This window comes from Cylindrospermopsis raciborskii Cr2010 (assembly GCF_003367075.2).
GTDB classification, from domain to species: Bacteria; Cyanobacteriota; Cyanobacteriia; order Cyanobacteriales; family Nostocaceae; genus Raphidiopsis; species Raphidiopsis raciborskii.
Genome location: NZ_CP065936.1, coordinates 268,327 through 284,156 on the forward strand (window position 1 = coordinate 268,327; position 15,830 = coordinate 284,156).

13 protein-coding genes are annotated in these 15,830 nt (G+C 40.7%); 5 read left to right on the forward strand and 8 right to left on the reverse strand.

Translation table 11 applies throughout. The annotated features are described in order from the left end of the window. Positions 1-10: 10 nt before the first annotated feature. On the reverse strand, positions 11-619 hold the full coding sequence (locus C6N34_RS01145; RefSeq protein WP_115538878.1) for a Uma2 family endonuclease: 609 nt from the start codon (positions 617-619) through the stop codon (positions 11-13). Between the two features lie 481 nt (positions 620-1,100). On the opposite strand from C6N34_RS01145, the gene C6N34_RS01150 reads away from it, so the two are divergent. Next, positions 1,101-2,588 (forward strand): CPBP family intramembrane glutamic endopeptidase, encoded by a 1,488-nt coding sequence (locus C6N34_RS01150; protein ID WP_115538877.1) that lies wholly within the window; start codon positions 1,101-1,103, stop codon positions 2,586-2,588. 63 nt (positions 2,589-2,651) lie between these two features. Here C6N34_RS01150 and C6N34_RS01155 read toward each other — a convergent pair whose 3' ends face one another. The 6 genes from C6N34_RS01155 to C6N34_RS01180 all read right to left on the reverse strand — a co-directional run bounded on the left by C6N34_RS01155 (position 2,652) and on the right by C6N34_RS01180 (position 10,529). After that, on the reverse strand, positions 2,652-2,849 hold the full coding sequence (locus C6N34_RS01155; RefSeq protein ID WP_006275618.1) for a hypothetical protein: 198 nt from the start codon (positions 2,847-2,849) through the stop codon (positions 2,652-2,654). 288 nt (positions 2,850-3,137) lie between these two features. Beyond that, entirely contained in the window at positions 3,138-6,242 is a 3,105-nt protein-coding gene (infB, locus tag C6N34_RS01160; RefSeq protein ID WP_057177772.1) for a translation initiation factor IF-2, read from the reverse strand. Between the two features lie 472 nt (positions 6,243-6,714). Next, on the reverse strand, positions 6,715-6,984 hold the full coding sequence (locus C6N34_RS01165) for a YlxR family protein (protein ID WP_006275620.1): 270 nt from the start codon (positions 6,982-6,984) through the stop codon (positions 6,715-6,717). Between the two features lie 12 nt (positions 6,985-6,996). Further along, on the reverse strand, positions 6,997-8,283 hold the full coding sequence (gene nusA, locus C6N34_RS01170) for a transcription termination factor NusA (protein ID WP_115538876.1): 1,287 nt from the start codon (positions 8,281-8,283) through the stop codon (positions 6,997-6,999). A 207-nt stretch (positions 8,284-8,490) separates the two neighbouring features. After that, positions 8,491-8,952 carry a ribosome maturation factor RimP gene (gene rimP, locus C6N34_RS01175; protein ID WP_057177829.1) on the reverse strand — a complete coding sequence of 154 codons (462 nt, stop codon included), beginning with the start codon at positions 8,950-8,952 and terminating at the stop codon, positions 8,491-8,493. 182 nt (positions 8,953-9,134) lie between these two features. Continuing rightward, positions 9,135-10,529 carry a hypothetical protein gene (locus C6N34_RS01180; RefSeq protein ID WP_115538875.1) on the reverse strand — a complete coding sequence of 465 codons (1,395 nt, stop codon included), beginning with the start codon at positions 10,527-10,529 and terminating at the stop codon, positions 9,135-9,137. A 134-nt stretch (positions 10,530-10,663) separates the two neighbouring features. Between C6N34_RS01180 and rfbB the strand changes: the two genes are divergently transcribed. From rfbB to rfbD, 4 genes are read left to right on the forward strand one after another with little or no spacing between them, the layout of a single operon-like run. Continuing rightward, positions 10,664-11,785: a dTDP-glucose 4,6-dehydratase gene (gene rfbB, locus C6N34_RS01185; protein ID WP_057177769.1), complete on the forward strand. Its 1,122-nt coding sequence runs from the start codon at positions 10,664-10,666 to the stop codon at positions 11,783-11,785. 2 nt (positions 11,786-11,787) lie between these two features. Further along, the gene (rfbA, locus tag C6N34_RS01190; RefSeq protein WP_096545820.1) at positions 11,788-12,669 is read left to right on the forward strand and encodes a glucose-1-phosphate thymidylyltransferase RfbA; all 882 of its coding nucleotides are present in this window, start codon (positions 11,788-11,790) and stop codon (positions 12,667-12,669) included. Positions 12,670-12,720: 51 nt separating this feature from the next. Beyond that, positions 12,721-13,266, forward strand: coding sequence for a dTDP-4-dehydrorhamnose 3,5-epimerase (gene rfbC, locus C6N34_RS01195; RefSeq protein ID WP_115538874.1), 546 nt, complete (start codon positions 12,721-12,723; stop codon positions 13,264-13,266). Continuing rightward, positions 13,263-14,174 (forward strand): dTDP-4-dehydrorhamnose reductase, encoded by a 912-nt coding sequence (rfbD, locus tag C6N34_RS01200; protein WP_115538873.1) that lies wholly within the window; start codon positions 13,263-13,265, stop codon positions 14,172-14,174. The genes rfbC and rfbD overlap by 4 nt, the downstream gene beginning before the upstream one ends. A gap of 16 nt (positions 14,175-14,190) precedes the next feature. On the opposite strand, the gene radA is transcribed toward rfbD, so the two are convergent. Continuing rightward, complete coding sequence (radA, locus tag C6N34_RS01205; protein ID WP_115538872.1) at positions 14,191-15,759, reverse strand: DNA repair protein RadA; 1,569 nt, start codon at positions 15,757-15,759, stop codon at positions 14,191-14,193. Positions 15,760-15,830: the final 71 nt, after the last annotated feature.

A 15,830-nucleotide genomic window follows, 5' to 3' on the forward strand; every position in this document is an offset into this window, starting at 1 on the left:
GCGACACAGCTTATTCTACTGTTGTTAACAAGTTAACCTTCTTATACAATTCCTTCAATGGTAATTTTAGCTTAATTGATGCTACATTTAAAACCGCATCTTCCGTTTCATATTCAGTCAAAAACCACTGATTTTCATTATTTTTTACGTATTGCATTACATAATGCCTAGTCTGATCAATTAAAATATATTCTTTAAATTGGGGAATTGAACGATAATAAAGAAATTTATCTCCCTGATCATAATCTTTTGTGGATTTGGATAAAACCTCAGTTATTAATAAGGGATTGGTAATTATGGTGGTGTTATTTCCATAATAAATAGGTTCACTCTCAATTACCATCAGGTCGGGATAAGTAAATTGGCGATATTTTGGTATCCACAGTTTGACATCACTAATATAAACTTCATAGTTTAAGTCATTTAGTGCTAAATTAAGATGGAAATAAAAGTTACCTGCTAGTTTGTTATGATTTGTTGTTCCACCAGCCATATTTATAATTTCTCCATTTCTATATTCATTTTTACAATCAGATTTTTCCTCCAGTTCTAAATATTCTTCTGGTGTATAGTGAGCTGTAACTATTTTGATTTCTTGTGTAATAGTTTCTAGTTTCATACTTCTTTTGTGGATTAAATTAATGGATACATAAGGATGTAAGGTAGTTGGATTTTTTTGGCTTATAGTGCTAGTATAGCAGTCAAGTTCCGAATTTTCAGCGATCTCCTACAACACAATGACATCAAGCGTTCCAAAGGTAAATTTGACGCTGTAAAGGAGTTAAGGTATTGGCTACCCCGCATCTGAGGAACACTGCAAAAATATAGGGAGAATGCGGATTATTTATTGAGGTAAATTTATCCGCTAAAGATATTTATTCTTTTTGCGTGAAAGCCATTCAAGCAGCAGAAATTCCCATGGAAGAATGGAAAGTGGAAAATGACTAGTTAAGATACAATCAAATATGCTGTAATTTATCTGTGGTGAACTTTTGTTGAGCAATGTCTAGGAATTTGTTAAGCTATCTAAACTACTCTGGTTTTTTTCACCCCGACCAGTTATTGTCCAAAATATGGGAAATGTCAAATTGAGGATATAGATGACCAAAAGATTTTTTTTGACTGGTATCACCCTATTATCACTGGTTTTATTGGGCTTATCCCTATTTGCTAGTTGGCAAAAACCCCAGTTTCAAAGTATTTTAGAACTATACCAAACCAATATTGTTCTGCAAGCCCAAACCTGGGAAGCGTACAATAGTAATGATAACCAATTATCCGAGATTCTGCAAGCAATAGTGGGCGATGGTGCTATACAAAATGCAAATAACCAATATGAAGAAACACGAAACTCTGTACAAAAAAGTATAGATAAAGCTGAAACAGTTACAAATTCTGTTCAAGAGATCTCAAAAACTAGACTAGAAGAATTATTTAGGTTGCGGGACGAATTAGACCTACAACTGGGAATATTACAAGCAAAACAGGGCAATATTAAAACTGCTATCAGCACTTGGAATCAAATCCAACCTAGCGAAAGAACAGAACTCACCAAAACCGCTCAAGTGCTTATTGGAATATGGAATACCCCCCCTCGATTACTCCCCAATGCTCAACCCCTAATCCAAAAAAATTTGGCAGGTTGGTTTCGCTATACTGCCTTAACCCAATTATATGAAGTTCAGCAACGTCTCAATGCTTTGACAGATCTTCAAGCTGCACAGGAAGTAGTCGCGAAGGAAGCAGTATTTAAACTAGCTATAATCACTGTGGTTCCTGGATCCATATCTTTGATTGGTATTGTACTACTGATATCCCTGATTATTCAGCGTCTCATCAAAGGTAGGGAATCCATCTTAGCTCAAAATGCCCAAAGGGTATGGTTAACCCCCTGGAATTTGGAAATAGTCCTTCAAGTGTTTATCGTGGGATTTTTCCTCATGGGACAAGTATTTGTACCCACAATACTCCAACTACTACCTATTTCTCCCTATTCAGAAAACCTGCAAATTCAGGCTTTTTCTGTTTTGATTAGTTACATATTAGTATCCTTTGGTGCACTGTCAGTTTTATATATTTCCATTAAGCGTTATTTACCCTTACCAGAAGAATGGTTTAAGTTCCGGTTGTTCGATAATTGGTTGTTGTGGGGAATAGGTGGGTACTGTGCAGCAGTTCCCATCGTGATCATAGTATCACTGATAAATCAAATTTTATGGAAGGGAGAAGGTGGAAGTAATCCTCTCTTACAAATGGCATTGGAAAACAGGGATGGTGTAGCTTTAGGAATATTTTTCCTCACCGCTGCGATCGCAGCACCTTTGTTTGAGGAATTTTTGTTTCGTGGGTTCTTATTGCCATCCCTTACTTCCCATCTACCGGTTTCGTGGGCAATAGTAGTTAGTAGTTTTATATTTGCTATTGCTCACCTGAGTTTATCTGAAATGCTCCCACTGACCGCCTTGGGTATAGTTTTAGGTGTAGTGTATACCCGGTCTCGTAATCTTTTGGCCCCTATGCTTCTCCATGGACTATGGAATAGTGGTACTTTAGTCAGTTTATTTATTTTGGGTGGCAGCAATAGTTAGGGACCCATAGCAACACACCTCTATAAGCTTTGCTCCAGGGAGATCCACTACCTGGATCCCCTTTTAATAGGCCAAGGTTTCTAAGGTCTCTCTTAAATACTTTTGCACTTGCTGTTCTAATCGTAAACCTGTTAGCTTTGATTTGCTTTCTAGTTGCCAGCGTTGAAAACCAGAGGTAGTAGAGATGGCATATTTTAGGTTTTGCCAAACTTGGTCGTCATAAGTAAGGTCTGGACTCTTAGGTGCCGAAATACGAATCATAGTTTATCACTCTTCTTCTAAAACTTATATGTACTGTGTTTAGCTTTTTGTAGTCTACCTACGGTGAAGTAGGATTTAACGGGTATGGCATTACCAAAAGGTAATGGAGGCAAAAATTTTATTTAATCTTTTCTCAATATAACCTTCTCCTTCCATTAAATTCTGTGTAACGGATCACTAAAACCCAGAATATATCGGATACTTAACATTAGAAATAATAAGCAGGTAAGTGCCGGGTTGTAAAAAGGTTGCACCATTTTGTAACCCAGCATCCCAGAACCACAACGCCTACTTAGTTAAGGTGAGGGTACGACGTTTAGTTACCATTTGATAAGCTTCAATTATATCACCCTCGATCCAATCATGAAACTTTTCAATACCAATACCACATTCGTAGCCAGAGTTCACCTCCCGAACGTCTTCCTTCATGCGTTTCAGAGAATCCAATACTCCTTCATAGATGACCTTACTATGGCGACGAATTCTCACCTTACAATTACGCACCAGTTTTCCAGATTGAACATAACAACCAGCAACTGCACCGCGTCCCACGGGGAAAACAGCACGCACTTCCGTTTGTCCGAGGGGTTCTTCAACTAGCTCCGGTTCTAGCAGACCTTCTAGGGCACCTTGGATATCTTCCAATAGTTTGTAGATGATATTGTATTCCCTCACATCCACACCTGCTTCGTCAGCTGCCTGTCTAGCACCACTAGCATAAGTAGTGTTAAAACCAATAATTACTGCATTACTAGCAGCAGCTAGGTCAATATCAGTTTCTGTGATTTCCCCTGCTGTAGCCAACAACAGACGAATTTGTACTTCATTTTGAGGTATTTGCTTGAGGGAGCCAATAATCGCTTCCACAGAACCCTGAACATCCCCCTTGAGAATTAAGTTCAGTTCCTTCAACTCGCCCTCTTGAGCTTGAGCAGATAGGGTTGTGAGAGTAACCCTACCTTGTAGTAATCGAGACTGACGTTGCTTATCTGCACGTTCACCAGCGATCGCTCGTGCTTCCTTCTCATTTTCAAAGACTTCAAACTCATCTCCTGCAGCAGGAACATCGCTTAAGCCCAGGACTTCCACAGCGGAGGAGGGGGTAGCAGCATCTACCCTACGACCTCTGTCATCAACCATGGCTCGAACCTTACCGAATGCGGATCCTGCTACTAACATATCCCCCACATGGAGACTACCATTTTGAATTAACAAGGTAGCCACAGCTCCCTTAGCCTTATCCAAATGAGCTTCAATCACCGTTCCCTTAGCAGCGCGATTGGGATTAGCGGAAAGTTCAGCCACCTCTGCTACCAATAAGACCATTTCCAGTAGGGTATCCAGATTTTCACCCTTAATAGCGCTAACAGGAACCATAATTGTTTCTCCACCCCAGTCTTCTGCGGTTAATCCATAATTAGTCAATTCCTGTTTAACCCTTTCTGGTTGGGCACCCTCTTTATCAATCTTATTAATAGCTACAACAATAGGTACACCAGCTGCTTGAGCGTGACTAATAGCCTCTATCGTTTGAGGGCGCACACCATCATCAGCAGCTACCACTAAGATGGCAATATCTGTTACTCTCGCCCCCCTAGCTCGCATGGCAGTAAAAGCTTCGTGACCGGGAGTATCCAGGAAGACGATTTGTTGAGTTTTCCCCTCATGTTCCACATCTACATGGTAAGCGCCAATGTGCTGAGTAATACCACCAGCTTCCCCAGCAGCCACCTTAGTTTTACGGATAGAATCCAGGAGAGTAGTTTTCCCGTGGTCCACATGACCCATAATAGTTACTACGGGAGGACGACGAATCAGATGGTCTAGATCCTCAATGTCAATCATTTCCGTAACCTTGCGGGCCTCAGCTTCCGGTTCCGCCGTTTCCACTTCTACCTCTAGTTCTTTGGCCACCAGGGTAATAGTAGGAATATCCAGACTTTGGGTGATACTTACCGCCATAGCCTTCATAAACAGAATTTTGACGATTTCCGTATCAGCAACTAGCAGGGCTTCTGCTAATTCTTGCACAGTCATTGGTCCTGTCACAATTAGCTTGTTGGGTCGTTCTTGTAATTCAACCTCCGTTGTTTGTTGGCGACGATTTTGGTCACGCTGAGCACCGGGTTTTTTATGGCGACCTGTTGGGGGAGCCACCGCCAAAGCAGGTTGTTGGATAGCCTTGGGTGCTTTCGGTTTAGGTGGACGAGCTATAGATAAACTAACTTGAACACTGGCGGGAATTTCCAACCCCTGTTCATTCATTAGATCATCATCCTCAAAATCATCCTCCAAAATGGGTTTAACCCGTTTGCTCTTAATACCGACCTTGGATTTTTCCTTCAGCTCGTCAATTACTTCCTCTTCTTGCCACTTCTTACCAGTTTTAGCATTGCGTGGCGGGGTTGGACGTTTCAAATCCAGCAGCGGTGGTGCTATAACCTCTTCCACCAACAGATCCTTCTTCCCTCCTCCCACCATGGGTTTTAGTGAAGTATCACCTGCTGTTTCCGACGGTCTTGTTGGTCTGGTGGGGCGTTGGATATCACCCGGTTTAGCCCCCCGATGCTCTGCTCTGATTGGGGGCGGGGTAGGACGACCAGTTTTTTGAGGTGGCGCTTGGTCTGTCGGGGGCTTAGTGGCTCTGGGTTTGCCATGTTCCTCCTCCCGACGCTGTTGACGCTCCCGTTTGAGGATGGGTTTTTCCGCTGTGGATAGGGGTTGTTCTGTATCCGAAGTTTTCTCCCCTGCTGGTCTGGATGGGGGACTGACCAATTGGGGTTTTTGTGGCTTTTCCGTTCTAGGTTTGGGCGCAGGAGGTTTTTCAGGTTTTTCCCCCTTAATTTTTTCCGGCGCTGGAGCATGGGGCTTATGATCTGTGTCTACCACCGATTTATGTGGGTTTTCAGATTGATTCTTGGGTATGGGTCGAGTTGGTGCCGTCGGTTTCATGGGTGAGGCTGATGTAGCAAAAGTTCGTGGTTGTGATGGAAGTGTGACCGATGGGTCGGTCATATTGACACTGTCAGATGAAGCAAACTGTCCGTTGGTAGCAACTGATGCCTCTAAGGCACTGGAGGTAGTGTTTCTCAAGATTTTGGGTTTACGAATCTCCAAAATTTGTTGTTGACGAGGTGCAGCAGATCGGTTTCGGAAGCCAGGTTTCTGGGAATTTGGTTTATGGTTATTTATACCTAATTCTTTTTTTTGCGCCATTCTCGCTGCTGTCAGCTTTTGTGACACTTCGCGAATTTGTGTCGCTTCTGTTTCAGAAATTGTGCTGCTGTGGCTTTTGACCGCGATATTGAGCTGGTCGCAAATTGCTAATAGCTCTTTGTTATCCAAATTCAATTCCTTTGATAATTCGTAGATTCTAACTTTGCCGTTGTTCATCCACTCTTTCCCCTTTAATTTACAGTTTTAACGGACGGTTGCCTGGTTTCCGACATCTCCATCCTTTGATCACTGTTTTTTAGGTTGCCCTTGGTGATGTTGTCGGTGCCTCCAAATAATTAGGAAAGAGAGATGTTCCGGTTTCATACTGGCATCCCCACCGGTAATGATGGTTGACTGGATCCCGCAAAATTTTTTTTCATAAAAAATTTCCTTGGGCATCCTTGATGCCGAACTGCGCTTTGACGCTACCAGGTTGCCATGGTTTAGGTTTAGGTTTTGCTGATTCTGAGTTTTCCACTACAAAGTCGAGTAAAACTTATTACGGTTTTCCGGGCGTTCAGGTTTCGCGGGGTCTCCACGCACCATGTCGAATGCTCCATATAATTCTAGCAACTGAATGCTACCCTTTTTGGGGATAACATCTGTGGTATGATAATCGGATCATAACTAGCACCAGGATTTTCTTTGGTCAACCCTGGTTGTGGTTATTTTCCTGACCGAGTCTTTGCCACAATGTTTCATAGACTGTTTCTGGAACTGTTCCCTTTAGGGAGCGCCCTAGTTTATTTTTCCTCTGTGCCTTATGCAGGCAGTCGGCTTGAGGGCAAATATAAGCAGAACGCCCCATGCCCTGATCCAATTCTACCTTGCCAGATGGAAACAGACGAACAATCCTCCAAAACTCTGTCTTTGTTCCTACCCGACGACAACTAATGCAACGCCGATAGTTTGGTTTCATTTGCTATTTCCTTTAATTTTCCTCCTCCATTGAGTTAAAGTCATCTTCCCCTGCGTCTGGATCATCTTCATATTCCTCTTCCATAACTTCAAACTGATGATCCAGTTGATTACTCTCCTCCTGATAGTTGGCTCTAACTGCTGCAAATTTGGCATCCTCCGCTCCATAATCATATTTGGCCTGGTCTTTAATATCTATTTTCCATCCGGTTAACCGTGCAGCTAATCTCACGTTTTGACCTTCTTTGCCAATGGCTAAACTCAGCTGATCTTCAGCTACTAAAACGTGGGTCTGGCGACTTTCAGGATCCATTAAGCGTACCTCATCTACCCTAGCAGGACTCAACGCGTTAGCAATATAGGTGGCTGGATCCGGTGACCAGCGAATTACATCTATTTTTTCACCGCGCAATTCGTTAACCACTACTTGAATTCTTGATCCCCTAGCTCCAATGCACGCCCCTACCGGATCCACATCCCGATCTAAAGTATCTACTGCTATTTTAGTCCTCGGACCAACATAACGGGAAGGAGGATTGGCCTCCCGAGCTACTGCTACTATTCGCACTACCTCATCCTCTATTTCTGGCACCTCGTTAGCGAATAAGTAAACTACTAATCCTGCATCCGCACGAGATACTAGCAATTGTGGCCCTCTTTGTTGTCCTTGAGAAACTTTTTTTAAGTATACCTTAAATGTTGCATTAGATCTATAAGTATCATTTGGCAATTGTTCCCTTTTTGGTAGTTCTGCCTCCACCTCTGGCTGACCAAAACTACTACTAACTGCTAATATTACAGATTGTCTTTCAAATCTTAAAACTCTTGCTTGTAAAACCGTACCTTCTAAGTCTTGAAATTCTTCCTGCACCATTTGACGCTGTTGGTCTCGCAACTTCTGTGCTAAAACCTGTTTGGTTTGCATGGCTGCCATGCGTCCAAACTCCCCTTGATCTGGTGTCACATCTAAGACTACTGAATCCCCAGATTGAGCCTCAGGCGCTACCTGTTGCACTTCATCTAAGGAAATCTGATGATCACCATTGGTTACTTCTTCTACGATTGTTTTGGTGGAAAGAACCCGAAATCCCTCCCCATCAATATCTAGTTCTACCTCAAAGTTATCAAAATAATTTTCGTCAAATTGTCTGCGCTCTAAATTCTGGGCGCGGCGGTAGCGTTCATAACCTTTAAGTAGTGCCTCCCTAATGGATGATTGTACTGCTAAACGGGGTAAATTTCGCTCTAGGCTAATTTTTTCAATTAAATCTTTTAATCCGGGTAAAGTAACCATTGACATAAGCAGTCTCCTTAATCCTTAATTTTTATCCGTGCAAACGCTGCAATTTTGCACTGTTTATGTTGCCAATTTTTAGGAAAATCGTTGACTAATTTTATAGCTTTGGTAAGAACGCTTAAAACAGGTTTATGGCGTGACTGCTGGATAGACGTTCTAGATCGCTATATCTCTATATTTTCTCAATCACATAAAAAAATCTCAATTTCATTAGGGGTGATCATCTAATTGCACCTTGGTAACCAGGGATCTGAGAATTTCTACTACACGACCCTTTTGATTTAAGTAAATTTTTGTTTCATCTCGACGAATCAACTGACCTCTCCATTCTTTTTCTCCATCATCGGGATCACAGGTAGATACAACTACAGGAAATCCTTTAAAGGAAATAAATTCCCTGTCAGTTGCCAATTCCCTCGAAATCCCTGGGCTAGATACTTCTAAAACATAAGTGTCTGGAATAATCTCAGCTGCGTCTAGGGAACTTTCTAAAGCACGGCTCATCTTTTCACAATCGTTTAGACTAGTATCTTGTTGAGGATTGCGAATATCTACACGCAAAATGGGAGGACGCTGGTTTGTATGAAAAACCATGCCCACAACTTCCAGTCCTAGTTCTGCTGCTAGTGGAGTCGCTAATTCAATAATTTGTGGAACTAAGGGATGAGTCATGCGATAATTGAATAAAAAAAAGTGGGCACCCACCCACTTCCGGCGATAGGGATATCTTCCCAGAAGTCTGAGACGAACTTTTTTAGGTTTGTCTCTCTATGCTAGTGTAATCTATTTTTTTGCTGTTGACACCCTGCTACCAATTAACTGGCAAGAAAAATTCTGCGATCGCCTGATTTTGTTCACACTGCTTTAGACCGCATTTTTCTCGTCTGCTCTATAATTTGCTCTATGTCTTCTTGGGACAATCGCTGCACATAGTTTATTTTTACCTCTTCTAAAAGGTCATTTAGCAAACTTTGGAGTTCTACTAGTATGTGTTTTGCCTGTATTTCTCCTGATAATGTAGTTGTAAATTTACCAATTAAGTCCTTAAAAATTTGAGCGGTTAGGGGATCTTTACTGACTTTAGTCATTATTGAATAAAGATTTTTGCCAATTTGGTCAGCTATCTCTCCACTGAGTTGATTTTGTACCTGGCTCAATCCTGGCAGCTGTAACAGGTTGCGATAAATTGGGACTTGTTCTAAGGCCCCTTCCATACTACGACTCAAAATGGCATTGATTTCCGGTTGAACCTTAGGCATAACAGTATCAATTAAAATACGTATTAATATTCCTGATATTGCCTCTATTTCATTAATGTTATTAATATCTATATACTCACGTTCATTTTGTTTAGGGTCGAACCAACGACTAATATCACTATGTTGAATCGAGAACTGAATTTGATTAATCACCCGCACCACAACAATTTCCGTGATTTCTTCGGCAAAATTAGCGACTATACCCTGGTGAATCTGTTTTCTTACTAAATATAAGTTTATAAGATTTGATTGGTCTAGACGTACAACGACTGGTACAATACGTAGCCAGCGCCAAAAGGGAAACAACAGAAATAGATCATACCAACGCCATAAAATTGCCTCCAACCAACTAAGATGAGAGTTTTGACGCTTAATATAAAAACTCCGCCATAACAGTTCCAACCCAAATACAGCTACAAATGGTAAATCAACTAACCAAAAATTATTGATCAACTCCCCATTTTCGCCAATTCTCCGGTAGTAATTACTAGCAATACTAGGGAGAATTTGCCGATTAAAAAATTCAATTTCTTCTACCCATCGTCCCTGGGATAAATATTCCGGACTCCAGAAAATTGTAAAAGCGCTCTTTGATGACTCCTGACCTACTCTTTCCCGCATGCGGTTTTTAATTTTTTCTAGGGTTCCACTTTTCCCAGATCCCGCAAAGGGGTTACTATCAATCATATCCATGCTCATACGGCGAATTTCTGCCAGTTTAGTTTTTACAGCAGGGGAACCTAAACCACTTTCACTCACCTGGACTTGTAAACTGGCTATATTATTTAAATAGTTTACCGTATCTCGATGAGGTTCAATACCTTTAATTGGATCATAAATACGACTAAGTTGGGGCAAATTGCGAAAGTAAAAATCTCGCCAAGGTACGTAACTCCAGTCAAACATCACCAGACCCAAATTAAGGGTAGCAGTGATTGCCATCAACCTTTCTAACCATAGATGTTGTTTGGAAATTCTCAACTTACTCATATATAATTGGGTTGCTCACTAGAAACTAGATAGTAATCTTACATGTAGTTAAATACACAAGAATGTTATAAATCTTAAAGGTTTGTTACCTCGGGTTATCTATAGAAATTCAATCAGTCCTAATTGCATTTAATATGTCAAACTACCAGAGAAATGATCTACCAAATTTACTAGTCACCGGTGGCGCGGGATTCATCGGGTCTAACTTTGTCCTGCATGCTAGAAGGTTAGGCTATGGTAACATAATTAATCTAGATAAGCTAACTTATGCCAGTAACCTACAAAACCTGACTGAGATAGAACGGAATGAAAAATATCAAGAGGGTTATAGATTCATTCAAGGAGATATTGGTAACTCTGAGCTAGTGAGTTACCTATTAGAAGAGTATGAAGTAGATGCAGTCATAAATTTTGCAGCAGAAACACATGTTGATCGTTCTATTTTTAGTCCGGGGAATTTTATTGAAACTAATGTAGTTGGAACCTTTAAGCTTCTGGAAGCCAGTAAAACCTACTGGCAAAAACTGTCATCTAAAAAACAGGAATCCTTCCGATTTTTACATATATCCACAGATGAAGTGTATGGTTCTTTAAATGCTGAAGATACAGCTTTTCGAGAAGATAGCCAATATGCGCCTAACAGTCCCTATGCAGCATCTAAAGCATCCGCAGATCATCTTGTTCGTTCTTACCATCATACCTATGGACTACCGACCTTAACGACCAATTGTTCTAATAATTATGGACCATTACAATTTCCTGAAAAACTGATTCCCTTAATGATTATCAACGCTATAAATGGTAAGCCCCTACCCATATATGGTGATGGTCAAAACATCCGGGATTGGTTATATGTCACAGATCACTGTGATGCCATTTATCTAGTTCTGCAAGAGGGTAGAATTGGTGAAAATTATAATATTGGGGGAATGAATGAACAAACGAACTTAGTAGTTGTGAACAAGATTTGTGAGATCTTGGAAAGACTAGCGCCCAAACCCAACTGTGAATACTCATCCCTAATTACCTTTATTAAAGACCGTCCTGGTCATGACCGTCGGTATGCGATTGATTGTAGTAAAATTGCCAAAGAATTAGGTTGGCAACCCAAAGAGAACTTTGAGAGTGGATTAATCAAAACAGTGCGTTGGTATCTAGATAATGCAGCCTGGGTAGAATCTATCCTTAGTGGAGCATACCAAAACTGGATCAAACAGAACTATGAATCTCGTGAAACATCACAGTTAAAGGGGTAACAATGAAAGGAATTATTCTAGCAGGTGGTTCAGGGACAAGACTTTATCCCCTGACTCAGGTAGTTAGTAAACAGCTGATGTCTGTTTATGACAAGCCCATGATTTACTATCCTTTATCCGTACTAATGTTAGCGGGAATCAAAGAAATTTTGATTATTTCTACACCCAGAGACTTGCCACTATTTGAAAAACTGTTGAAGGATGGTAGTCAATGGGGATTAAAGTTTAGTTATGTGGAGCAACCAAAACCAGAAGGATTGGCCCAGGCTTTTATTTTGGGGAAGGACTTCATCAAAAACCAGCCCGTTTGTTTGATTTTAGGAGATAATATATTTTATGGACATGGGTTAACAGAAATTTTAACTCGTGCTGTGCAACTAGAGCATGGAGGGTTAGTATTTGGTTATAAAGTCACCCAACCAGAAAACTATGGTGTGATTGAATTTAACCATTTAGGAAAGGCAATTAGTATTGAAGAAAAACCAAAAATTCCCAAATCAAAATATGCTGTTCCTGGCATTTATTTTTATGATGATCAGGTAGTAGAAATCGCTACTAGTTTAAAACCTTCTGCGCGGGGTGAATTAGAAATTACAGATATCAATTTGACCTATCTCCGACAAGAGCAATTAAGGGTGGAAATTTTGGGACGTGGATATGCTTGGTTAGATACGGGTACCCATGATTCCTTACATAAAGCTAGTAATTTCATTTATACTTTAGAAGAAAGACAGGGGGTAAAAATTGCCTGCATTGAGGAAATTGCCTACAATCAGGGATATATTGATCGTCCCCAACTCCAGTTCTTAGTAGATTCTATGGGTAAAAGTAGTTATGGGATGTATTTGCGACGAATTTTACAAGATGAAATTACTTTTAAATAGTGTTTGTTAAACAATCAAATTTAAACAATCAAATAAACCCAAGAGAATTTTATGAAAGTAAGCAAGACAGAAATTCCAGACGTGCTACTAATTGAACCACAGGTTTTTGGTGATGAGCGAGGTTTTTTCTATGAGAGTTTTAATGAAAAGCTCTTTACAGAAAAAACGGGAATATCTCCTCACTTTGTTCAGGATAATCACTCTCGCTCTGGCAAAAATGTGCTGCGAGGGTTACACTATCAGATTCAGCAACCGCAAGGAAAATTAGTTCGTGTTGCAGCTGGTGAAGTTTTTGATATTGCTGTGGATTTAAGGAAGAGTTCCCCTACCTTTTCTCAATGGGTAGGTGTGTATTTATCATCAGCTAATAAGCATCAACTTTGGATTCCACCGGGTTTTGCCCATGGTTTTTTAGTTCTATCAGAATATGCAGATTTCTTGTATAAAACTACGGATTATTATGCACCAGAATATGACCGAGGTATTTTATGGAACGATCCAGATTTAGCTATTTCTTGGCCAATTGGGGATGAACCAATTGTTTCCTCCAAGGATAAATCTGGAAAATTATTTTTCCAAGTGGAGGTTTACCCATGAAAATTCTTTTAACTGGTATTTCTGGTCAGGTAGGTTGGGAATTACAACGCAGTTTGATGACTGTGGGGGATGTGATTTGTTTAGGGAGAAATGAATTAGACTTATCCCGATATGAAACAATTCCCTCCACAATTAGGGAGATAAAACCAGATTTAATTGTCAATCCTGCTGCTTATACTGCGGTGGATAAAGCAGAATCAGAACCAGATTTAGCTATGTCTATTAATGGTGTTGCTCCCGGTATTCTTGCTGAGGAAGCAAAAAGGTTAGGAGCTGGTATCATTCACTATTCTACCGATTATGTTTTTGATGGCCATCAAAATATTCCCCATAAGGAAAACGACCAAACCTCTCCACAAAATGTCTATGGAAAAACTAAGTTAGCAGGGGAAAAAGCTATTCAAGCTGTTGGCGTAAATCACCTGATTTTTCGTACTAGTTGGGTTTATGGTTTAAGAGGTAAGAATTTTTTATTGACTATGCAAAGATTAGCCAAAGAAAGAGAAGAAATTCGAGTGGTTGATGACCAAATTGGGTCACCTACTTGGAGCAGGATGATCGCAGAAGTAACCGCCCAAATCATTGCCCAAATTCGCGGTCAAATGGTGATTTCAGGTACTAGTTATCTGGCTGATTTTATGGCTGAGAAAGGGGGGATATATCACCTATCCTGTGGGGGAAAAACCAGTTGGTACAGTTTTGCCAAAGCTATTCTCATCGATAAATTTGCTGATGATCAATATGGTCAATACAAGTTACAAAGGTTAGTGCCAATCACTACACCAGAATACCCCACACCCGCACCCAGACCTAGTTGTTCTCTATTGGATAACCAAAAATTATTGGATACTTTTGGTTTGAAAATATCAAATTGGCAAGAGGTTTTAGATTTGGCTCTGGATAGTTAGTTTAATAATCTTTCTTTTAGTCTTGATCCTCCTCCTCTAAATCCAAATCGCTATTTTCTAAAGCCTGATGGGGAATAGCTGCTATAATAGCATCTATAACTTTAGAAACTTCTAATATTTCTATCTTTAAGTCAGGAAACTTCTGTCCCTTGGGTATGATTGCTCGTTTAAATCCTAATTTTGCAGCTTCCTTTAATCTCAGCTCCATTTGGGACACTGACCTTACTTGTCCCCCTAACCCTACTTCCCCTATTAATACTGTTTGCGGATCAACTATTCTATCTCGAAAACTAGCAACAATCGCAACTGCAATCCCTAAATCAACCGCAGGTTCTTCTACGCTTAAACCTCCCGCAGATGCAACATAAGAATCTAGCTTTGACATGGGCACCCCCACTCTTTTTTCTAACACAGCTAGGATTTGTACTAATCGGTTAAAGTCTATGCCTGTTCCAGCTCTACGGGGTGAAGGGTAACTTGTAGGACTAACTAAGGCTTGTAGTTCCACAACTATTGGTCTTGTACCCTCACAAGCAACTACAATAGCAGTACCGGGAGAGGGTTCATCCCGATTTCCCAGGAATAACTCCGAGGGATTAGGGACTTCTCTTAACCCATTAGACACCATTTCAAATATACCAATTTCATGGGTAGCTCCGAAACGATTTTTTACGGTTCTTAATAATCTATGGGAAGCAAAGCGATCGCCCTCAAAATATAAAACCGTATCGACTAGGTGTTCTAAAACTCTTGGTCCAGCAATAGTCCCCTCTTTAGTAACATGACCCACAATTAACATGGTAATATCTTCATGTTTGGCGACTTTCATCAAAGCTGCGGTACATTCCCGAACTTGAGCTACGGAACCAGGAGCAGATGTGAGTGCAGGAAAGAAAACAGTTTGTATACTGTCAATTACTGCTAGATTTGGCTTGAGAGAGTCAATTTCTCGGAGAATTTCTTCTAAATCTGTTTCCGGAAGGACATACAAGTCAGAGCTGATGGTGTGGTGTTCCACGGTAACCCTCTGGTCATCTTCCACAGCATCCTCAACATTATTCCCCGGATCTTGTTCAGGTAGTGGGTGAGAACTTTCCGAGCTTGTGTTGATATCCTCTACGGAAACCACCTGGAGAGGTTTGGACATTCCTAAACGAGAAGCGCGTAATTTTACCTGTTGTCCTGATTCTTCTCCCGTCACATAAAGAATACGGTATCGCTGGGATAGTTCATTAGATACTTGGAGTAATAGGGTAGATTTGCCAATACCCGGATCTCCACCAATGAGAACCATAGATCCGGGAACTACACCACCACCAAGTACTCTATCCAACTCCGAATATCCCGATTCCCATCGAGCAATTTGGCGATCGCTAATTTGGTCAAAAGTCAATGATGCTCTGGGTTTAGAAGGCTTAGTGGATTTAGCAGCTGGTTGAGCGCTGTGCCAACCACCCACACCTAAGGAATTGGCATTTTGTTCCACGAGAGAATCATAGGTGTCACAATTAGAACATTTGCCAAACCATTGGGAGAACTCAGACCCACAATTACTGCAAATAAAAATCGTCTTTGGCTTTGCCATGGGTAATATTAAAAAACATTAAAATTTGGTCAGGTGCAAGAAAAGGTAAAAGAAGCAAAACTGGTAGGTAG